The organism is [Clostridium] polysaccharolyticum (assembly GCF_900111595.1).
GTDB classification, from domain to species: Bacteria; Bacillota; Clostridia; order Lachnospirales; family Lachnospiraceae; genus Clostridium_AI; species Clostridium_AI polysaccharolyticum.
The window spans coordinates 39,881-60,000 of record NZ_FOHN01000020.1 but is presented as its reverse complement, the minus strand read 5'-3'; the positions used below and the strand labels follow the sequence as shown (position 1 = coordinate 60,000).

At 36.8% G+C, this 20,120-nt stretch carries 22 protein-coding genes and 1 pseudogene; 1 reads left to right on the top strand and 22 read right to left on the bottom strand.

The features are described from left to right. Positions 1-445 (top strand): annotated as a pseudogene (locus BMY85_RS16295) (transposase); the annotation flags it as partial. A gap of 391 nt (positions 446-836) precedes the next feature. Here BMY85_RS16295 and BMY85_RS11825 read toward each other — a convergent pair. From BMY85_RS11825 to BMY85_RS11720, 22 genes are all read right to left on the bottom strand, one after another. Beyond that, positions 837-1,826, bottom strand: coding sequence for a M50 family metallopeptidase (locus BMY85_RS11825; protein WP_092478484.1), 990 nt, complete (start codon positions 1,824-1,826; stop codon positions 837-839). 278 nt (positions 1,827-2,104) lie between these two features. Continuing rightward, complete coding sequence (locus tag BMY85_RS11820; protein WP_092478483.1) at positions 2,105-3,040, bottom strand: MOSC domain-containing protein; 936 nt, start codon at positions 3,038-3,040, stop codon at positions 2,105-2,107. Between the two features lie 2 nt (positions 3,041-3,042). Continuing rightward, on the bottom strand, positions 3,043-4,011 hold the full coding sequence (gene moaA, locus BMY85_RS11815) for a GTP 3',8-cyclase MoaA (protein ID WP_092478482.1): 969 nt from the start codon (positions 4,009-4,011) through the stop codon (positions 3,043-3,045). A 26-nt stretch (positions 4,012-4,037) separates the two neighbouring features. After that, on the bottom strand, positions 4,038-4,517 hold the full coding sequence (moaC, locus tag BMY85_RS11810) for a cyclic pyranopterin monophosphate synthase MoaC (protein ID WP_092478481.1): 480 nt from the start codon (positions 4,515-4,517) through the stop codon (positions 4,038-4,040). 2 nt (positions 4,518-4,519) lie between these two features. Beyond that, a complete protein-coding gene (gene fdhD, locus BMY85_RS11805) occupies positions 4,520-5,344 on the bottom strand; it encodes a formate dehydrogenase accessory sulfurtransferase FdhD (protein ID WP_092478480.1) in 825 nt (274 codons plus the stop codon). 24 nt (positions 5,345-5,368) lie between these two features. Continuing rightward, positions 5,369-5,929 carry a CDP-alcohol phosphatidyltransferase family protein gene (locus BMY85_RS11800; RefSeq protein ID WP_092478479.1) on the bottom strand — a complete coding sequence of 187 codons (561 nt, stop codon included), beginning with the start codon at positions 5,927-5,929 and terminating at the stop codon, positions 5,369-5,371. Next, a complete protein-coding gene (locus BMY85_RS11795; RefSeq protein WP_092478478.1) occupies positions 5,907-6,446 on the bottom strand; it encodes a flavodoxin domain-containing protein in 540 nt (179 codons plus the stop codon). The genes BMY85_RS11800 and BMY85_RS11795 overlap by 23 nt, the downstream gene beginning before the upstream one ends. A gap of 45 nt (positions 6,447-6,491) precedes the next feature. Then, entirely contained in the window at positions 6,492-7,094 is a 603-nt protein-coding gene (locus BMY85_RS11790; protein ID WP_177180767.1) for a 4'-phosphopantetheinyl transferase family protein, read from the bottom strand. A 13-nt stretch (positions 7,095-7,107) separates the two neighbouring features. Continuing rightward, on the bottom strand, positions 7,108-7,590 hold the full coding sequence (locus tag BMY85_RS11785) for a flavodoxin family protein (RefSeq protein WP_092478476.1): 483 nt from the start codon (positions 7,588-7,590) through the stop codon (positions 7,108-7,110). 22 nt (positions 7,591-7,612) lie between these two features. After that, positions 7,613-8,794 carry a glycosyltransferase gene (locus BMY85_RS11780; protein WP_177180766.1) on the bottom strand — a complete coding sequence of 394 codons (1,182 nt, stop codon included), beginning with the start codon at positions 8,792-8,794 and terminating at the stop codon, positions 7,613-7,615. A gap of 26 nt (positions 8,795-8,820) precedes the next feature. Then, positions 8,821-10,041, bottom strand: coding sequence for a beta-ketoacyl-ACP synthase II (gene fabF / locus BMY85_RS11775; protein WP_092478474.1), 1,221 nt, complete (start codon positions 10,039-10,041; stop codon positions 8,821-8,823). 4 nt (positions 10,042-10,045) lie between these two features. After that, positions 10,046-11,272 carry a 3-hydroxyacyl-CoA dehydrogenase family protein gene (locus BMY85_RS11770; protein ID WP_092478473.1) on the bottom strand — a complete coding sequence of 409 codons (1,227 nt, stop codon included), beginning with the start codon at positions 11,270-11,272 and terminating at the stop codon, positions 10,046-10,048. Next, positions 11,235-12,635 carry a B12-binding domain-containing radical SAM protein gene (locus BMY85_RS11765; protein WP_092478472.1) on the bottom strand — a complete coding sequence of 467 codons (1,401 nt, stop codon included), beginning with the start codon at positions 12,633-12,635 and terminating at the stop codon, positions 11,235-11,237. Before BMY85_RS11765 ends, BMY85_RS11770 begins: the two co-directional genes overlap by 38 nt. 10 nt (positions 12,636-12,645) lie before the next feature. Beyond that, on the bottom strand, positions 12,646-13,764 hold the full coding sequence (locus BMY85_RS11760) for a 3-oxoacyl-ACP synthase III family protein (protein ID WP_092478471.1): 1,119 nt from the start codon (positions 13,762-13,764) through the stop codon (positions 12,646-12,648). Continuing rightward, positions 13,765-14,406 carry an enoyl-CoA hydratase/isomerase family protein gene (locus tag BMY85_RS11755; RefSeq protein ID WP_092478470.1) on the bottom strand — a complete coding sequence of 214 codons (642 nt, stop codon included), beginning with the start codon at positions 14,404-14,406 and terminating at the stop codon, positions 13,765-13,767. Continuing rightward, on the bottom strand, positions 14,403-14,990 hold the full coding sequence (locus tag BMY85_RS11750; protein ID WP_092478469.1) for a hypothetical protein: 588 nt from the start codon (positions 14,988-14,990) through the stop codon (positions 14,403-14,405). The genes BMY85_RS11755 and BMY85_RS11750 overlap by 4 nt, the downstream gene beginning before the upstream one ends. A 27-nt stretch (positions 14,991-15,017) precedes the next feature. Beyond that, the gene (locus BMY85_RS11745; RefSeq protein ID WP_092478468.1) at positions 15,018-15,497 is read right to left on the bottom strand and encodes a hypothetical protein; all 480 of its coding nucleotides are present in this window, start codon (positions 15,495-15,497) and stop codon (positions 15,018-15,020) included. Further along, positions 15,494-16,237: an enoyl-CoA hydratase/isomerase family protein gene (locus BMY85_RS11740; protein WP_092478467.1), complete on the bottom strand. Its 744-nt coding sequence runs from the start codon at positions 16,235-16,237 to the stop codon at positions 15,494-15,496. The genes BMY85_RS11745 and BMY85_RS11740 overlap by 4 nt, the downstream gene beginning before the upstream one ends. A 12-nt stretch (positions 16,238-16,249) precedes the next feature. After that, the gene (locus BMY85_RS11735; protein WP_092478488.1) at positions 16,250-16,558 is read right to left on the bottom strand and encodes a phosphopantetheine-binding protein; all 309 of its coding nucleotides are present in this window, start codon (positions 16,556-16,558) and stop codon (positions 16,250-16,252) included. Between the two features lie 122 nt (positions 16,559-16,680). Further along, positions 16,681-17,079, bottom strand: coding sequence for an acyl-CoA thioesterase (locus tag BMY85_RS11730; protein ID WP_092478466.1), 399 nt, complete (start codon positions 17,077-17,079; stop codon positions 16,681-16,683). Further along, entirely contained in the window at positions 17,042-19,171 is a 2,130-nt protein-coding gene (locus BMY85_RS11725; RefSeq protein WP_143066376.1) for an aldehyde ferredoxin oxidoreductase family protein, read from the bottom strand. The genes BMY85_RS11730 and BMY85_RS11725 overlap by 38 nt, the downstream gene beginning before the upstream one ends. Positions 19,172-19,184: 13 nt before the next feature. Further along, positions 19,185-20,111, bottom strand: coding sequence for an ACP S-malonyltransferase (locus BMY85_RS11720; protein ID WP_143066375.1), 927 nt, complete (start codon positions 20,109-20,111; stop codon positions 19,185-19,187). Between the last annotated feature and the right edge of the window lie 9 nt (positions 20,112-20,120).

The following is a 20,120-nucleotide window of genomic DNA, read 5'->3' as shown; positions in this document are numbered from 1 at the left end:
TAAATATCCGACTGCTGATGCAGGATACGGCTCTTATAATAATTACATATACTGCGAGCAGCATGGAATGGAGAAATACATGAAGTTCCCAATGTTTAAAAAGGAAACATCGGATAAGAAGTACCACGAAGATCCATTCCGCTCAGTCAATTTCAAAGTTGACAATGAAGGCAGTCTAAGATGTCCGAATGATAAAAAGTTCAATTTTGCATATCGACGATATGTGAGGGGCAACCAGTATGGGCGTCAGGAAGAAGTCTATACCTGTGAAGACTGTAGAGGATGTCCTTATGCAACACAGTGTAAAAAGACAGATAAAAACCGAACAATCCGAGTGAATAGAGAACTTACTATCATGCATAAAGAGGTTATCCAAAACCTTGAAAGTATCCATGGAGCTTTGCTGAGAATGAATAAATTTAAGAAGGGGCTGCGAAAAAATGATTTCTCATTTTTTCACAGCCCCTTTTTTCTATATTCTAATACGTTCGGGTTTTTTATGGCTTACTTAAATGCATCTGCAAATCCTCTGCAGAAATCTTTTACTGCTTGTGTAAATCCGTTAGGTGCAATTACATCTTCCATTCTTTCTACTCTGATTTCCATAGATATTGTCCTCCTTTTTCTATTTGGCACGTGTCCATATTATTTTTCAACTAATACTCTTACAACGGAACCTACTGCATATCCTACATAGTAAGCTATACTTTCAGCTGCGATTACATCTTCCATTTTTTCTACTCTGATTTCCATGGTCCTTTCCTCCTTTCAACACACTTTTTTATAATTTTAACACTGATGTCCAATTTAATAAGTTCTCTATTCTCATTGTTTTTCTAAAAATGAAAAACATATTGAGCAACCCATATGACGGTCTTTACGGCTGATACTGCGATTGACACTATGGCAATTCCCATAACACTATAAGTAATAACTCCGTATATTGCCATAAACCGTTCTTTTCCAGTACATTTTTTGAATAGCAAGTTCACACTTTTCATAGAATTTTTATACAGGTTTGTAATTCCTGTTGCAAAACTTAGAATCCAGTACCCATCCAGACGAACAACTGGAATGAGGTTACTTACGATTGTAGTAACATTTAAAATAATGAATGCTGCAAATAATGGCAAAGGTTTTATGGCAAAGGCGATGGATGCTAATCCTGTAAAAAATAAGTTTACATAAACTCCTGCTGCTGATGCCATAATCTGTTTTCGTTTATCTTTGATCATTCGTACACCACTAATATCACAATACATAGCTGGTGAAAAGATAATCAGCATAAAACCCAGTGTTCCAACTTTACCACCATTGTACTTACACACAATTCCATGCCCCATTTCATGCATACACACGGTAAGTAAAAATACTACATATATAGTAGCGTATTCATAACTCTTTAAATGCAAGAGACTTCTTGAGTAAATATCGCCAAAATTAATACCCATCAAGATACATCCTGCTAAAATCACTAATATGCTTGTGATAAATGTTCCCTTAACAGCCTCCTTATGGTTTTTCATACAGGCCACAATTCTGGCAAACATAGGGTCTGCCTGAAATAATGGAATACGGTAGAAAAGGATGTTTTGCCTTTTCTTTTTCTGCTCCCCGATAACTCCAACATTTTTAAAAGCATCTATATATTGATCTAACTGTTCTTTCGTAATCTGCTCTTCTTCTAGAATACGGGTTGTATCATCCTCATTCACTAACTTTTGTAATATTCGTCCTTCCCTCGTCCCTAGCTTGAAGTAACCGCCTGCACTCTCTACCATATAGTGATCTCCCTGTAAGGAAATTACTATATCCGTTCCTGCCATACATTTCCTCCTCGTATCTGAAAATGTGATAATTTGAACTATGTAACGAAAAAATAGTCTGTAATGGATTCTCTTTCCTATCTGTTCTGCTGATGTCTTTTATTATACAAGCTTATAAATTTTATTACAATGGTTTATAAATAAATCTTTTCTTTTTTAAATTTAATCCAATGTTTTTCAAATATTTTTAGGGTTGTATTTCTTCTTTCGTGCAATTTTTTCTTTTTTCGCAAAAAAAATGCACAATGTACATTGTGCATTTTTTACATAGCTAACGATTAACTCTCCCCGCACTCCCGCACTTCATCTCTTAACAGCCCTAACCCATGCGGCAATACCTCCATAAACACATTCATGCATTCCCTGCAGGCTTTAGGACTTCCTGGCATGTTAATAATCAAGGTCTTATTCCGAATAACCGATGCTCCTCTTGACAGCATAGCCTTCTTGGTAAACTTCATAGATTCTGCCCGCATTGCTTCTGCTATTCCTGGAACATTACGTGTAGCAACGGCTAAGGTTGCCTCTGGTGTTACATCTCGTAACCCAAAGCCAGTTCCTCCAGTGGTCAGAATCAGATCTAGCTGTCTTTGATCTGCCAGACGGACCAGTGTTTTCTGAAGCAGGCTTCTTTCATCTGGCAGAATCAGTTTTTCCACCACTTCGTAGCCTTCCGACTCTAAACAATCTGCAACAGCCCTTCCACTGATGTCCTCTCTTTCCCCTCTTGCTCCTTTATCGCTTAACGTAATGACAGCTGCCTGCCATGGCCTTCTTTTTTCAGTTTTTTCAATGGCCATTTCATCTCCTACGGAAATAGTTCCAGATTGAAGCACCTTTGCAAACACACCTTCCCTTGGCATAATACAATCTCCAGCAGCTTGATAGATTGCACAGTGGGTATGACACTCTTTTCCGATTTGCGTGATTTCCAGCAGGACCTCATTACAGCGAAGCCAAGTTCCCACCGGCAGCTTGCGGAAATCGAACCCTTCTACTACGAGATTCTCTCCAAATGTTCCGTATGGAACATTTACTCCCTTTTGACAAAATTCTTCTATTTTTTCTGCTCCTAGCAGGCTCACCTGCCTATGCCAGTGCCCTGCATGGGCATCTTCTTTTCCACCCCAGTTTTCTAAAAAATACATGCTTTCGATATTTTTTTTTGCCACGCCTCTTTCCTTGCTAGCGCATACTGCTAATACTTTCCCCATACCTATCCTCCTATTTGATTCATGTTTCTTGTCTCGTACACTTGTCCATGATGGAAATTATGGGCCTTGGGCTTTTTATAAATGGTTTCTCTCATAATCTCTTTTAGTTCCTTATCACTGATTCCAGCCTTTAAGAGACTTTTAAGATCCACCCCTTCTTTATAAGCAAGACATGGTTTTAATTCTCCTTTGCTTGTCAGGCGGATCCGGCTGCAGCTTCCACAAAAACAATTGCTCACTGCATCAATAATCCCAATCTTGCATTTTATATCATCCGCTTCACAATATCTTGCAGGTCCATTGCCAATCTTTTTCTGGTATGGACGCAGACTTTTATGCTGTTCTTTTATTTTTTCTAATAACTCACTTGATTTTACTAATTTATAATCCGCCCCTGCACCGACTGGCATGATTTCAATAAAACGCAGATCTATTCCGTATTGCTCTGCGAACTGTATGAGACTTTCCACTTCTTCCAATGTGTGTTCTAAAATAACCGTATTGATTTTTATCCTTTGTCCTCGTTTTCGCAGTTCGATAATTGAATTTACCACATCCAGAAGGTCAGCCTGGCAATTCCCTGTAATGGTTTTATAGAATTGTGCATCCAGTGTATCCAGACTAATGTTAATGGCATCAAGTTCTGCTGCACATAGTTCCTCTAAATTTCTTTTTAATAATATTCCGTTGGTGGTCAGGGTAACTTCTTTGGTTTCAGGAAGTGCTTTTAATTCTTTCATAAAAGAAATGCTCCCTTTTCTAAAGAATGGTTCTCCTCCCGTAATTTTAAATGTCCGGATTCCAAGCTGGGATGCTATGTTACAGACACGAATCATTTCATCATAGCTTAGATAATTTTCCTCTTCCTTCTGAATAATATTACCTGGCATGCAATACTGACATCGCAGATTGCATTTATCTGTTATAGAAATTCTCATATAGTCAATTGTTCTTCCGAATTGGTCGATCATGTTTCTTCCTTCTAATCTGCTTTTTTCTAATCCTTTTTGGCATACTCAAAAGTGCCTGACTTTCCCCCCGTTTTTTTAACCAGATGTATCTCTTCTAAATGCATGTTTTTATCCACTGCTTTGCACATATCATAAATAGTTAATAAGGCTATGCTGACCCCGTGCAATGCCTCCATCTCTGCCCCTGTCTTTCCTTCTGTTTTTACTGTACAGGTTGCCGCAATTGCATTATCTGTAAGTAATTCAAAATCTATTTCTGCTCTGGATATTGGAATGGAGTGACATAACGGAACAATATCTGGTGTCCTCTTGACCGCCATAATTCCAGCGATTCTTGCCACTCCAAGAACATCTCCTTTCCCTATGGCCTGTTCCTTTATATGAGTCATAATTTCATTTCCAACATATATTTTCCCCGTTGCCTGTGCAATCCTCTGTGTCTGTGCTTTGCCTGATATATCTACCATAACAGCATTTCCAGATTTATCAAAATGACTCAGTCCCATCCCTATCCATCCTTTCTTCCATCTGCATAAATAATAAATCCGTTTGGCCTTGCCTTCCCAATCAGCGTGATATTCTTCTGTTTTGCCAACGCTACCGACTGGCTTGTTGGTACTGTATTACTTGCTATCAACGGAATTCTGGTTCTAATAATTTTCCCTAGCATATCAAGTGGCACTCTTCCGCTTATATAAATCATGCAGTCCGAAAGTGCAATTCCATTTAACATTCCCATACCAACTGCTTTATCTAACGCATTATGTCTTCCTATATCTTCACACACATAAAGTATCTTTCCACCTCTCCCTAGAAAACAGCTATGGGTACCATGTGTGGATGCATGCAGCTCTGTATCTTTCCGGAACATTTCTGCCATAGCGGTTATCCATTCTGGCTTCCAGACAAATGTATTCTCTCTAACTTCTGGTACTTTTAACGCTTCATAGATCTTTTGATTATTTTCACTAGAGGTAATCCACTCTTTGTCTATGTATTCTGCCACATTTTCTTTCCATAGCCAGACTTGGCAGTTTGAATTATCTTCGTTATACTCTATTTTTTTTATGTCACTCACATCAGCTATGATACAGCTTGTAGCAAGATGTCCCACCACAAGTGCTGTAAGCTGCATAGGTGTACAAACTAAAACTGCATATGGTGTTCCGTTAAGAAAAATATGAAAATGATGCTCCCTTAACAGATTTTCTTCTCTCTTCCTTACTTCACCATTCTCCTGATAATACATACTTTCTTCTGTCTGGAAGCAAGACCAGTCGTCACGTTCTAAAGCCACCTGCATAGCATTCTGATAATATCTTCTGCAGTACATAGCATCTTCTCCTTATTTGAATAATCATGTCTTTTTGCAGATAAGCTTTATCCTGCATGCACATCCTATTACCGTCAGTACAATACATATACCTGACAAATATCCAATCAATATTTCCGCTCTCATCTCCTTTACCCATATAATGGTTAAAACTCCTGTAAACAAGTAATAGTAAACTGCAGCAGATTTTCCAATTGCATCGTAGATGCCATGCCCTTTGCTTGCTAACTTCTTTGCTGTGAATATAAAAACCAGGTACTCTATCACAATACTTAACAAAACAGCTGGTGACAGGCTGGTACTGTATGTAAATACAGCGGTAAACCCTATCGTATACAATCCATCTGCTAACACATCAAGATGGCGTCCCAAGATGCTTTCTGCATGCAATTTTCTAGCTATATAGCCATCTAGCATATCTGATAAATAAATCCATGCTAAACCAAACAAAATCACATTTCCTTTCCTATCCTGTATTATTGCAATTGCATCCATTAAAACCAGAAGCATCCTAGATACCGTAATAATGTTCGGGATTTTCCCTTTTGGAATAGTCATATTTTTACTTGCCTGCCCCCATTTCATATGCTTCTTCTAATTTTGTCTTAGAATTTACATATATCTTCTGAGTCGTAACATTTGAGTATTGCACTGCTTTTTTAAAGCCGTCCATTTCCTTTTCCTTATTATCTACGCCAGTTGTATATAAAAATACTTGTATGCCATCTTTGTAATTTGTAATTTTTTCAACGCATTTTTTCATAATATCAAGTGCTTTTCCGCCATAAACCGGCGAACCATAGGATACCAGATCATACTGGCTTACGTCATATTCTTTCTCTAAATCCGGATAAGTAACATCCACTGTATATCCAGCATCCACCAGACCTCTTACATAGTTGTCTGTTATATTTTTCATTACATCTGTACTAGAAGGCTGATACATCACAAATGCTTTTTTGTCTCCTGAACCAAAGGTTTCGGCATAAGCTTTTCTTTGGTCATTGTTCTTTAATACACTATATATTAGAAACGTAATGCCACCACATATTACAATTATAGCAATTGCAATCCTCAAAATTATTTTTTTTACTTTACTCATCTAACAGTTTCCTCCATTCTATCCGAAAATCTTTTTTCCCTTTCTCTAATATTCCTGCCTTCCTTTTTCCTTACCTAAAGCCCCCGTCTTCTGCTTAATCCTATAAGCCTGTGTAACACATGCCCAGAAATCATCTTCTCTCCAGACTTGCCCGATCAGTTCTCTATTGCCAAAAGCAATCTGAAAACTTTCTCTATGCACATCTGCTTTGTATCTTGCAACAAAACTTGATGTATCATAAATCAACCCGATCCCTAGTGCCTTGCCAATGGCTTCTTTCTGTACCCAGATTTTCAGCAGTGCTTCCCTCTGTTTACTCTTATCCAGAGTTTTCATATACTTCCGTTCTTCACTGGCAAGGCATTCTGTTATCAGATTAACCGATCTGTGTCCTCTCTTAATTTCCTCAATATCAACTCCTACGTCTGCATCCTCACTAAAGCCAGCTAACAGATACTTTTTTGTATGAGAATAGTTAAAATAGGCCTGCTTCCCATTGTCTAATACTAAAAATGGCTTATTCCATTTTGTTCTTTGTATTAATTTCTGAATGTTCTGTTTTCCATAATAGCAAGCAACCATACTATAAATCCATTCTTTTGACCAAATACCTGTTTTTCCTTCTGTTTCTTTTCTTCCCCAGATCACCCAGTCCATTTCTTTATATGGTTTTTAACAATGCCTGAATTTCACTCTGGGAAATAGTATTTGGGTACTCCATATCAAGATTCTTGGCTTTTGCTAGTTTCTTCATCAATGCACGTATAAAAAAGTTCTGTTTAGAAAGTTCTGCTTTTCCTCCAAGGTAAAATACCTCATAATTTTTTCTCCCTAAAGGTGACATGATCTTTGCTGCTATTTTCTGATATTTTTCTTCAGAACCTAGTGCGTGGATAAATACGATTAATTTTTTTTCTTTTAATTCACTTGCATTCTTTTGTACAAATTGTGCAAGCTCCATTGGCATGCTTCCTCCATAAACACCTGAACCTATGTATACACGATCATATCCAGATGGAGAAACTTTTTTATTTTCCTTAATATTCACTACATCTAACGAATGATCCCCTGCCTGTTTTTTCATAAGTTTTGCTGTTTCAGCTGTTATTCCAGTCTTTGAATAAAAAACAACTAATGTTTTCATCTCATTACCCTCCAATTTATCTTTATGATTCCCTTAAAACAAATTCTGCTGCTTTCTCATAACCTGCAGCATTCCAAAATGATTCCCTATATATTGGCAAGCCGCTTGAATAGGACTTATCCTGTAATAACAAATCAATTTCCCTTTCTAGTTCCTTAACCTTTATCTTCCCTTCATGGAGATACCCACAATGATATTCTTGTACCAATACCCCCATATCATGGCTTTCTTGTGAAGCTGAATATACCAATACTGGAGTCATTGCCATAATAGAATCACTAACGCTATTAATTCCGCCACTGTTAATGAAAACTTTGGCTTCCGACAGCACTCCCCTGAATTCTTCTGGTGTAAGATTCTCATAAATGGTTACATTGGTTAAGGAATCCTCTTTCTGTATGTAATTTTGCTTGTTGCCTGCTAATGTAATAACAAACTCACATTTCTTAGTCTTTGCAAGTTCCAAGCAAGCCTTTATAACACAAACATTGCTTTCCACTGTTCCTAGACTCACAAAAACCATATCTTTTTTTGGCTTTGGTTCTGTTTTCCAAACGTCTGGTGGTCCTGCAAAAAATACATTTTCCGGATACCTGTCTCCATAAGGATGATACTTGCTTGATGTTGTAACAATTGTTTTCACATGCTGATGATCCAAAAGATCCCAAGGCATATCACAGTATCCATATTTTTTTGTAAGCTTTTTCTGGAGTCTCATTGCCTTAAACAAAGTGACGGGATGTAACAAAATCATTTTCTTAATTCCAGGTGGCATGGCATCTCCTGCTGGATTCTGAACTAAAAACGAAAAATACAGATGATATGGTATCTTGTATTTTTTTGCCACTGCCTTTGCACCAATTGCAAATGGATCACAAACAATCCGGTCTGGCTTGATTCTTTCTACTGTGTGATCTATAAACTCCACCGACTTCTCCATCATTTGATATAACATATAAAGAAGCTGAAGCAAATTGCTTTTTATCTTGCCAGAATGTTTTTCTTCCGTTCTGTAATACTGTACATACTCCTCGTTATATGGGATCAGATGAAGTCCTTTCACATCATCAAATCGTCTAAAATGTTCTCTTAAAGTTACATAATACACTTCACTGTCCTGTCGCTGGCAAAGCTCTTTGATAAATTTTTTAGAAGCATTTACATGGCCTGTTGCTGGAAAGCTTACAAACAATATTTTTTTCATATCTATTCCCTCTTTCTTAGTGGAAATCATGAATCTTTTGTATATTTTCTGAATACCAATGTGCCATTATGTCCTCCAAAACCAAAGGAATTTGATAAGGCCACATTGATGTTTCGTTTCTTTGGTTTATTTGGTACATAGTCTAAGTCTAATTCCTCATCTGGTTCTTCGTAATTGATAGTTGGAGGCGCAATCTGTTCTTTAATAGCGAACAAAGTAATAATAGCTTCAATAGCTCCTGCTGCACCTAGGGTATGGCCTGTCATGGATTTGGTAGAAGATATGCAGAGCTTTTTAGCATGATCTTGGAACACTTTTTTTACCGCCATAGTTTCATACTTGTCATTTAAGTTGGTGGAAGTTCCATGTGCATTAATATAGTCTACCTCTTCTTTTTCTACTTTAGCATTTTCCAAAGCCATTTCCATAGTCTGTGCCATTCCTATGCCATCTGCCTTTGGAGCTGTAATTCCAGATGCTTCACTTGTAAATGCAAAACCTGCTAATTCCCCATAAATCTTAGCATTTCTTTTCTTAGCAGATTCCTCTGTCTCCAATATAATAATTCCTGCCCCCTCTCCCATTACAAATCCGTCTCTTGATTTAGAAAATGGCCTGCATGCAGTTTCTGGATCATCATTTCTAGTAGAAAGTGCCATAATCTGATTGAATCCTTTTATTCCATCTGGCGTTATCGTTGAATCTGCTCCACCTGCGATTGCCACATCATACATTCCTGACTGAATAAGGCTGGCTGCTATGGAAATAGAGTAAGCAGAAGATGCACATGCTGAAGATACATTAAAGTTTACCCCCTCATAACCATGCAAAATAGTAATCCATGCACTTGGTGCATTTGGCATACGCTTTACAACCATGTTAAGTTCTGATTCCGTACGCTCTTTCTCTCCGTATGTAGTGTCAATGACTCCCATAATAACACCTATTCTTTTCTTATCAATATCCGATTCATCTATGCCTGAATCCTTGATAGCTTCTTCCGCTGCCACTAATGCCATACGAGTAGTTCTTGTCATCTGCTTTCTAATTCTTCTAGGAATAAGTTCTTTCCCTCTTTCTTCAAAATCACCAGATACTTCCCCTGCAATCTGAGTATCACATTCTGATGCATCGAAATTCGTTATCTTATGAATCCCTGATTTTCCTTCCAGAATAGATGTCCACATTTTCTCTGCTGTTTCACCAGCTGGCGTAACAGCTCCGACTCCTGTAACAACTATCTTCATCCAGTCACTCCTTTCTCCTTCCAGTATCTTCTCCTAAATAACGCATAAATGCTTCTTTGGTTTTTATCTTATAACTATTTGCTGGAGATACTTTATCGAATTCCCCAAGAATCCTTTTTATAGTTTCATATCCAAGCTCTTTGTAAAACTCTTTTACATCCTTTGAAAATCCTAGTACATCTTTTACTGCCCGTAAAAATGTCTCTGCTTCCTCATCCTTAATTTCTTCTAAAACACCCACCAGATCATTTATGCAAACAGCAAGCACTGCATCCTGATACAGGTTACTATCTGCTTTGTCTATTTCCATTTTGCTCATATTGCAATGTTCTGTGAAATAATCATAAAAACTCTTTTCACTTCCTTTTCCCAGATACCCTTCTTGTTCCATCTGGGAGCACACCTTGTAAAAAGGCTCGTATAGCTGCTTATGCCTTTCATCCATAAAATGAAATAAACTCTCTTTGATAATTGGTATTCCAACAGAATCTACAATATCAAAAGCACCACACAGCATAATAGGTTCTAATACATCCTGATTAAAGCGCAATGGATGAATATTATATTGCTTCACCAAGGCATATGACTGTGTAGAAATCACAGAAATTACATTGTTCAGATACATATGGTCTGGCTGGTGAAACGTAACACTTGTTTTTCCTAATTGGCTAACCACTTCTTTGACTAACTGGTACTCTTTGCTTCCTGTTTCTTCTAAGACATTGATTTCAACCGTATTGCTGATTTTCACTGGATAGAAGAAATGCATGCCCATACATCTTTCCTTATTTTCCACATTCTGAAATATCTTGTTTAATGGAATAGATGACGTATTAGTTGCGAAAATGCACTCCTTAGATACTATCTGGCCTAATGCATGAAACATATCCTGTTTTGCTTTCAGTTCCTCTGTAATAGACTCAATAATCAAATTACATTTTTCTAAATCTTCTAATTCCGATGTCACTTGGAACTTTTGGCATTTTTGTAAATATTCCTCTTCTGTAATAAGATTTCTTTTTTGCTTACGCTTCAGAATCTTTTCTATATGCTGCTGGCTTTCTTCTCTCTTGTTTCTACAATACAGGATAACCGCAAACTCTTTTTCAAACAGTTCCTCCATAATACTGGTTCCCATTTTTCCATTGCCTATAATGCCAATAAAAACGTTTTTTTCTGTTTCTGTTAATTCCCTAATCTTCCTCAACGCCCCTTCCGTATCTGGATGCATAAAGTTCTCCTGAAGCCTCGCTAATCTTGTAAATTTCTGCGATATGTTCGTAAAATTTATCTTCTGGAAGCTTCGTCTTTAAAACACAATTGGTCAAGTTATAATAATCAAAATCATGGATTACAATTTGGTCCTGTAATTCCTCCCATTGTTCTGTTCCTGGAAATGGTGTCAGAATCGTAAGAGCTGAGTTGTAAATAGGATGCTCCATAATAAATTCACCAAGACGTTTAAAATCATCTTCCTGATAGTCTGGACGAATGATATAATTTCCATTTACACGAATTCCTACTTCATTTAACACATGAAGTCCTTCAACAATTTCAGATACGCCACTTCCTTTGCCATACAGCTTCAATTCTTCATCATTTACAGATTCCAGTCCACATACAACAATACGAAGATTCGCTTTTCTAGCCAATTCAATTTCCTCTGGATGCTTTACAACTGTATCCACACGTACATCTCCCATAAGAACATGTTTCTTGTTCAGTCCCTCATCCACAACTCTGGTAAATAATTCATTCGCTCTTTTTAAATCTCCAAAAGTGTGAGAATCTGCAAAACGGATAATTGGATAATTATCCATTGTGTGCATTTCTTTTATAATATTATCTATCTTTTTATGTATGTAATAGCCATTGGTCATTCTCCAAAGATAACAGAAGTTGCATTTGTGGGTACACCCTTGAGAAGTACACAGGTAATGAATTCTCTTTTTAGGACCTGGCACAATATATGGATAGCGGTCTGTTAATTCCCTGTTTGGTATCATATCATCTAACATATAGTCCCTTTGCAGTTCCTGAAAGGAAAGCTCACATAACTGTCTGGAATATTTCAAATCTTTTCCTGTATTTACTGCAATTCCAGGAACTTTCATAAAATCTGCTTTTCTTCCATTGGCTTTGTATTCCCGAACCAGATGATAGAAACTATGTTTTCCGATTCCAATGGATAAAATATCGGCTCCACTGCCAATGAAATCCTGAGGTGCTGAGCTGACATGAATTCCTCCAATGGTAATCAAAATAGAAGAATCAAACTCTTTAATTGCCTTCATAAGCTTAATTACCCCATTATACTGGGCGGTAAGACAAGTAATTCCTATGATGTCTGGCTGAAACTCTTTGATAAAATTCAGTGTTTCACTAATATATTCGTAAGCTGGATCCGCATTGATTTCCGCCTGCTGATCAATAATGTATACATTTTCATCTGGTACGACCCCTGCAAGTTCATTCAGTGCCAATGGTGGTCCAACTAATACTCGTTTGGATATTGCTCGTTTTCCACTGTCATCACAATACTCAAATATTTTAAAACGATTTGGAACTGGTGGATTTATCAAAAGTATGTTCATGTCATTCCTCCTAGTCGCAGTAACGGATAATAAAGCCAGCCTGCATAAATTTACTTACTTCCATAACAAAGCTGAATACCATATCGTTATTTTTAAACTCTCTTTCTTTCAGTATTTTATCAATTGAAATTACGGCTGCAGGCGGCCCTGCGTATCCCACTTCCTCTATGGCACTGTAAACTTGTTCTGTTTTGATTCCCAGCTCCGTACATTCATTCATAATATATTCTCTAACCGATTTGGATGGCATATTTACTACGAAATATTTTAAGGTATCCAATGAAATTTCCTGTTTCTCTATCATTCTCTTAAGTGCTGCATAGAAAATAGTCTTTCCATTTTCTTCTTTGTGTGCCATTCCCTTCATCTGATTTAAGTAAACCTGTTTAATATGATGCAGTCCCTTTTCATAGGTATCTAGCGGATTATTCCATCTAGCCAGAATACGGTTGCCCATAGCAGACTGCTTGTGCCCACCTGCTGATTCCACATAAGTATTTTCCAGATAAAATCCTTTTTCTTTTTCCTCTGCTGCTTTCAATACCATTGCTCCTGCACCATCACATAAATACCATCTTAAAAAAATATCTTCTTTGGTAACCACTTGCTGATTGTAAAACTCTGGAGTAAAAAAAGAACTTGAAACACAAGAGGAAACCACTAATGCATTTTTGTATTTCCCAGTACTTAAATATACATTTGCTAAGTCAATTGCCTTATAAATAGAAGTACAATTTGCATGGATATGAAATTCTGCACAAATATCTATTCCTAGCTCTTCCTGAATTCTGGTGCTTAATGGAGGCATCTGTTCCGAAAAATTCCCTCCATAAATTAACAAATCAATTTCTTCTGCTTTCATGCTAGCTTCTTCTAAGGCTTTCTTAGCAGCTTTTACAGACATGGTAAGATTGTCATCAAAATACTCTCTTGTTTCATTGTCAAATGCATAATAGCAGTATTCTACCCCTAACAGTTCCTGCATAAGTGGCTGTGTGACATTGATCCACTTTTTTAATCTTGGAGATATGTTATCTAACTCTCCCAGATAAGAATTTATCTCGTCAAATCTAATTGGTCTTCCTGGAAAATAGGAACTAGTTCCTGCAACTTTTACATATTTACTCATTTAATCACCCACTTGATTCAAAATTATTTTTTTTGCTAATTCAATACCTTCATTTTTTTCTACTATATGATGAAATAACCCCCAATCTTTTATTTCATCTGCTTTATATATGTTTCCAGACAGAATCATATCTAATGCTTTTTCCAGGCCTGCACTTTTTACAGTGCGAACGTTTCCTCCTAATGCCGGAAGAAAGCCAAATGTACTTTCTGGAAATCCAACTTTTGCCTTCTTCTCTGCAATACGAACTCTGCAGCTTAAGGCAAGTTCTAAACCTGAGCCAATGCAGAATCCTGTTACTACCGATATAACAGGCACAGAAAATTTCTGTAGTAGGGCAAAACATTTTTTATCACGCACATGTCCTGCTGGAAGTCCTTTATCTAGGGAATCTTCTGCTGGTTCTTTCATCATAGCCCGCAGCCTATCCACATCTGCACCTGCACTAAAATGTTTTCCTGCTCCTTTGATAATGATTCCTTTTATCTGGCTGATTATCTCTGATTCTGCTAATTCCTTTACTAACAAAGACAGGTTTTCAAAAAAGTCCTGTGTCATTTTATTGGCAGGCAAGTAATTTAACTGGATATATCCAATTTCTTCTTCTACATAAAAATCAATGTTTCCATAGTGTTCTTTCATGGCATATTCACCTGCTCTCCACGAATCAAATCGCAAAAGGCATGAGATTCCAGACTTAACAGTTTTTCTTCCGACTGCTCTTCATTAAAATTTTTAAAGAATGCGATTAGCAGACGAATATGATCCGCTGATTTTCCCGAAAACCATTCTTTCCCTTTTCTTCGTATTGCATCACAAATATTTTCTTCTGGAACATTTGCCTGAATGAAATAGCTGGTATCTTTACCTGCTCTTGCACCATATAATAATTTCCCTCTATTTTTCCAATCACTTTCTTCATAGCTGGAAAATTCAATCTCATAGCTTACCTTTGTAAGTCTGTACTCCCCAAATACAGAAAATACTTTATTGCTATCGCTTATTTCTTCTACTGCTATCATAGTAAGGAAAGGAATTTTTTTCATCCAGTGAAATATTGGTTCTGCTTCTTTCAGATTAAATTTCCATTCTTTAGTCACTATAAAAGCAATCGCATATACTTCTTCTTGTTTGGCAGATTCTAAAATTTCTTCCTTTAATCTTAATAAAGAATCTTTGGATTCCAGATAAATCATAAGAATCCTTTCTTCTTTTTCTATTTTCATACTATCCTCTCCAATTACCTACCTATGCTACTTTGCCTCATTCTTTTTGTGTTCTTCTATAAGCAGCTTTTTTAACACTCCAAGCCGTTTTTTCATGTACCTATCATGACCTTTTGCAATAAGTCCATAGTAATAATGCACCAGTTTGTTCTTGGCCTGCAGATTTAACTCATGATGCAAAAGAATCCCATCCTTATCTGGTATCAGTTCAAATCTGCCATACCCCTTTAATGGTCCAATGATATCCACCAGCATTCCCCTATGATCTGGTAAAAGTTCACGACATCGAATGCCATAATGAAAAGGAATTGGTAATATGTGAAAATATGTTATTTCATTTACATCAAACCGATCACCTGTTGTAGTAAACCAGATCATTGGAACGGTATTAAACCATTTCTTTACCTTTTTTGAATCATATAAGTAACTGAAAAATTCTTCATTTGTAACCTCTGTATTCTTCATATGAAGTTTACAGATAAGAGTCCGAACCAAGTATTTTTTCATGTTAGCAAATCTCCTTTTTTCTGCTTGCTTTCTAATAGAACATCTGTAAATGCACTATCCTTTCCTTCACCAGAAGTTACTTTATTGTTTATTATATTTTTCATAATATAATAAATCTGTTTATGACTCTTTTCAGAAATAAGCTCATTTACAAATGATAGTGCTTTTTCTTTTACATCTCCTTCTACAATAGAATCAACATATCCGTATTCTTTTGCATCTTGTGCAGAATGAATTTCACCCAGCAAACACATCTTGGCTGCCATAGATTTCCCTAATAATCTGGCAATTCTCTCACAGCCGCCTAATCCTGGGATAAACCCTCTAGATACTTCTGGAAGCCCTAAAAATGCTTTTTCTGATACAATACGGAACTTTGCACTTAATGCAATCTCTAATCCAGCTCCAAAGCAAGCTCCTTGAATGGCTGCCACTGTTACAATTGGCAGTGCTTCTATATAGTCAAGCAGTGCTCTTCCTGCTTTCAGCTTTTCATTTAACAGCAAAACGGACTCCTGGCTATCATAAACACCCTTTACATCAGCCCCATAAGAAAAGTTTTTTCCATTGCCACATATCACTAATCCACATAATCTGTTCTGGACAATCCATTCCTTTAAAATGGATTGTCCAGCAAACTCTGGCTCAGTAATGAAATTTTTCTTTCCATTATTTATGGTAAGCATCCCTACACGTCCTATGATATCCAGTTCCGAAATATTGGTTTTCATCACTGGCATCTCAAAACTCCTCTACGCATCTAAATCCACAATTGCATCCTCATACTGATAAATTTTAATGAATACATCTACAATTTCTTTCATTGTATCTGCTTCATTTTTAAGAAGGTATTTTCCAATTGTCTGAAGCTTGATATCTAGGTCATATTTTTTCTTTGCTAACTCAATAAGTTCCACTAAAAGAAGGGAGTCTCCGTCTAAATCATCTGTAATGCTGGTTTCATCATTAAGTTCTTCTTTTTGTACTTCACATTCCTCTGCAATAAACTCATACACCATTTCTTTTAATTCTTTTTTCATTTCTTCTGTAATTTCTTTCATAAAAATTCCTCCATCTCCAATAAAAATTACCATAATCTATATTTACGGATTTCCTCCGAAAATATCTTAATATTTCATCAACCCTCAATATCCATATAGAAATACGCCAATGGCTTTTCAGATTATAAAGTTTCTTTCCTGTTTAACTTTTCACCTAATTCTTCTGGAATGTCATAGATAACCCGTTCTTTGGACACTAATAGAAGCTTACTTTCTGCTTTGGCAACGATTTTTCCTTCTTTGTCTTTTATCTTATGTTTATTAAGAATAAAGACTCCCGTACTCGCCCATTCTGTAATAATCTCAAAATCATCAAACATAAGCAGTTCTTTCATATATTTAATCTGGGTTTCTGTAATAATAGGTGAAATGTCCAGCTCTTTCAAAAGTTCCATAGCACCAATCTGGTAAAATCCTTCCCATCTGGCAGCTTCCAGATAATTCAGGTACACCGCATTGTTCACATGTCCATTAGAATCCAGTTCATATCCTGCCACCCTGCTTCGATAAGTTGTTTTCATTTTCCATCATCTCCTGACGCATTTGTTCCAGTTTATATTCCTTAATACGTTTCTTCTCCATTCTGCCTAACAGATGTACAAGAAGCATTGACATAAAAATTGCTTTCTCTTTATCCCAGAATTTAAACTTGGCATTAATTGCAACATGCTCTAAAGATTGACTCATGGTATTGCCACCTTCTTCTGGCATATTTTCCAATGCCTCCATCTCTTCTATCAGCCCAAGTTCCTTGAATCTTTGCTTTGTAGGTTTTCCATCTGCAGTTAAACCACGGAATTTAAAATATTCTGGAAGCATGCCTGGATTATTAAGAGACTTAATTGTGGTCATTTCAAGATATTCCTTTGAAATGTTCTCATCTGGATTTCTCACTGGCCATTTATAATCTTCAATGGTCTGTCCCGAAATGACATTTATCATATTCTGAAGCTGATATATTCTTTCACTTGCAAAAAATATATCTGTATCTTTTAATTCTGTCCCATATATATAATTGAGGATATCTGCATATTCATCAAAATACCCTGCCCCTAAGTTGGGCAATGAGTGCATTGCGAACAGGCAAAATCCCATGGAATCCATTGCATACTTATAGTTTTCATGCCACCAGACAACACGTCCTTTTTTCTCTGGTTTTGCAATCTCCTCTTTGGGATTGACATTAAAAATATATTTTGCTACCTGATCTGCAAAGTAACCGCCAAACAGCATAGTAAATGGGAAATTCTTTAAGTGATCTCCACCTCTTGTGGAAGTCACATATCCTAATGACCATGCCAGTCTGTCTTTGGAATGGGTGCCTGTTGAAGACTTTTTCACACAATAAGAATACTTTTCGATTCCAAGTATCTTAGCTGCTCTTTCTGTACCTCCTGCAAGAATTCTTCCAAATGAGTCCTCTACATCCACAATACAATTCAACAGGTATTCAATATCCTCCATATTGCTATAATGGAATTTACGACCATTAGTGAACTTATCATCTATTAATCCTCTTTCACTACATTCCATGATCATAGCCAGCATGCCGCCAACTTCCATAGCATCAAATCCCAGTTCATCTACAATTAATTTCAGATGAATGATTTTATCCCATTCATAAATGTCAAGTGCAGGTCCCAAGGACACAGCCGCACCGTAATCAATTCTCCGGCCTTTTTCTCCTTTATAAACACCATCTTTTATTTCAAATACACGTCCACATCTTGCCGTACAAGCATAACAAGCAATCTTTTTATCCACATATTTTAAGTTAAATGGAGCGGAATACACTTTTTCTGCTCTTTTTTCGTATCCTAGCTGGCAGTTTTTTATTGGAAGACATTTTGCCTTATTGTATCGCTCCATTAAAAACAGGGAGCCATCAATACTTTCATTTTTGGTAAGCATGGATTTGCCCGCAAGCTTAAACCACTTCTTATTTAATTTTCTAAGGTTTTCCTCATCATGATACGCAATCCCTAATGGCCGTTTTGTCTCAATTACAATGGCCTTTAAATTTTTATTGCCCATAATGCAGCCCATGCCCATTCGACCTGCTGCATGCCACCTAGATACAATAACGCTTGCAAATCGAACCTGTCTTTCCCCAGCAGGTCCAATGGAAAGCACCTCAATTCTTTTTCCATGAATGGTTTCAAAGTAATCCACAACTTCTACAGATTTCATTCCCCAAGAATCACCTGCATCAAGAATCTTTGCCACACCGTCTTTATCAATAAACAGATAACTTGGCTTTTGTGCTTTTCCCATTACTACAATATGCTGAATATGCAATGCACGCATATTCAGGACAAAATTTCCACCTGTACTAGAATCACCATAGATTCCAGTTAAAGGACTTTTTCCTGTAATAGAACAGCGGTTTCCTGCCATTAATCCAGTCCCAACAGAAGGGCCTATTCCCACAATGAAAGTATTTTCATCAGACATCGGATCATGGTACATAGCTCCTGAATCATATAAAAGTTTCGTATTAATGCCTTCTCCACCAATAAACTTTTCTCTCAGTTCACAAGAAACTTCTTCACGCCTTATTTTTCCACTAGTAAGGTCAACCCACATAATATCATCATCACGTACTTTTCTCATCTTCCCCAGCCTTTCATTGTAAAATGTTCTTGTATGTAAGAAACTCAACACCCTCCCTTTCAAATTCTGATATTTTTTTCAATGTGTAATCCAACGAAATATCCATGTAACGGCTATATCCCATATTTTCAAGTTTCTTTATTGATGTATTCCAGTTCATGGAAGAATGTACATTCAGATTAAGTTCCTCTCTCAGTGTCTTGGCATCCTGCATAATATTCTGGGAATATACAGACATAATTGGATATTTGGCATTTTTCATATCCAGCAAGGATACATTATTAAAATATTTCTGCATATATTCAGGATTTATTTTTCCATCGTGAAAGGAATATGGAACTTCTAGTGCTCTAGCTTTTAGAACCCCTGCCTGTTCTGCCTGTTCCAGTATTGTAAGAATTTCCTTCTTACATCCAGAAACAATAAAGCCTTCCTCACTATTCTGGCTTCCAATGGCTACCTTCTCCTCAAAATGATTCTTATGAATCATCTTAACTAAGCACTCTTTTGTAATGCCTATTATGATTCCCATTTCTCTTTCTTCTGTCACAAAACCAGCTCTGGCACATTCTTTTACCCCTTCTAAAATCTTCACACCATCTTCATATGTAATGACTTCTCCACAAACCAAAGCGGTATTCAGCCCAAGACTATATCCCATTAACAAATCTGGCTGATATCCCTTATTCATGGCTTCTTCAAATAGAATACAGTCATATGTATAAGTCAAAACCCATTCTGCAAAATATTTATCAAGATCACTGTAGAATTCTCTGTTATACCAGTAACCCAAGAGATCCATCTCCGCACATTTAGAAGCTCTTTCAAGACAGTCCTTTGCTTTCTTCTTTTGTTCCTTCGAAAGCTTTTTTTCAAATTTTGTAACGCTGCCACCTACACCACCAAATGCAAAAACACAGTTATTTTTCATACCCATCACTTTTACCCT

What these genes read in the sequence shown, in the direction of transcription:
- BMY85_RS11730 (WP_092478466.1), bottom strand. Translation starts at nt 17,079, where the DNA reads ATGAAAACAACTTATCGAAGCAGGGTGGCAGGATATGAACTGGATTCT.
- BMY85_RS11800 (WP_092478479.1), bottom strand. Translation starts at nt 5,929, where the DNA reads ATGAAATGGGGGCAGGCAAGTAAAAATATGACTATTCCAAAAGGGAAA.
- fabF (WP_092478474.1), bottom strand. Translation starts at nt 10,041, where the DNA reads ATGAAGATAGTTGTTACAGGAGTCGGAGCTGTTACGCCAGCTGGTGAA.
- BMY85_RS11750 (WP_092478469.1), bottom strand. Translation starts at nt 14,990, where the DNA reads ATGAAAATAGAAAAAGAAGAAAGGATTCTTATGATTTATCTGGAATCC.
- BMY85_RS11795 (WP_092478478.1), bottom strand. Translation starts at nt 6,446, where the DNA reads ATGAGTAAAGTAAAAAAAATAATTTTGAGGATTGCAATTGCTATAATT.
- BMY85_RS11825 (WP_092478484.1), bottom strand. Translation starts at nt 1,826, where the DNA reads ATGGCAGGAACGGATATAGTAATTTCCTTACAGGGAGATCACTATATG.
- moaA (WP_092478482.1), bottom strand. Translation starts at nt 4,011, where the DNA reads ATGATCGACCAATTCGGAAGAACAATTGACTATATGAGAATTTCTATA.
- fdhD (WP_092478480.1), bottom strand. Translation starts at nt 5,344, where the DNA reads ATGTACTGCAGAAGATATTATCAGAATGCTATGCAGGTGGCTTTAGAA.
- BMY85_RS11745 (WP_092478468.1), bottom strand. Translation starts at nt 15,497, where the DNA reads ATGAAAAAATACTTGGTTCGGACTCTTATCTGTAAACTTCATATGAAG.
- BMY85_RS11770 (WP_092478473.1), bottom strand. Translation starts at nt 11,272, where the DNA reads ATGCATCCAGATACGGAAGGGGCGTTGAGGAAGATTAGGGAATTAACA.
- BMY85_RS11820 (WP_092478483.1), bottom strand. Translation starts at nt 3,040, where the DNA reads ATGGGGAAAGTATTAGCAGTATGCGCTAGCAAGGAAAGAGGCGTGGCA.
- BMY85_RS11755 (WP_092478470.1), bottom strand. Translation starts at nt 14,406, where the DNA reads ATGAAAGAACACTATGGAAACATTGATTTTTATGTAGAAGAAGAAATT.
- BMY85_RS11765 (WP_092478472.1), bottom strand. Translation starts at nt 12,635, where the DNA reads ATGAACATACTTTTGATAAATCCACCAGTTCCAAATCGTTTTAAAATA.
- BMY85_RS11735 (WP_092478488.1), bottom strand. Translation starts at nt 16,558, where the DNA reads ATGAAAGAAATTACAGAAGAAATGAAAAAAGAATTAAAAGAAATGGTG.
- BMY85_RS11785 (WP_092478476.1), bottom strand. Translation starts at nt 7,590, where the DNA reads ATGAAAACATTAGTTGTTTTTTATTCAAAGACTGGAATAACAGCTGAA.
- BMY85_RS11760 (WP_092478471.1), bottom strand. Translation starts at nt 13,764, where the DNA reads ATGAGTAAATATGTAAAAGTTGCAGGAACTAGTTCCTATTTTCCAGGA.
- BMY85_RS11725 (WP_143066376.1), bottom strand. Translation starts at nt 19,171, where the DNA reads ATGAGAAAAGTACGTGATGATGATATTATGTGGGTTGACCTTACTAGT.
- moaC (WP_092478481.1), bottom strand. Translation starts at nt 4,517, where the DNA reads ATGGGACTGAGTCATTTTGATAAATCTGGAAATGCTGTTATGGTAGAT.
- BMY85_RS11780 (WP_177180766.1), bottom strand. Translation starts at nt 8,794, where the DNA reads ATGAAAAAAATATTGTTTGTAAGCTTTCCAGCAACAGGCCATGTAAAT.
- BMY85_RS11740 (WP_092478467.1), bottom strand. Translation starts at nt 16,237, where the DNA reads ATGCCAGTGATGAAAACCAATATTTCGGAACTGGATATCATAGGACGT.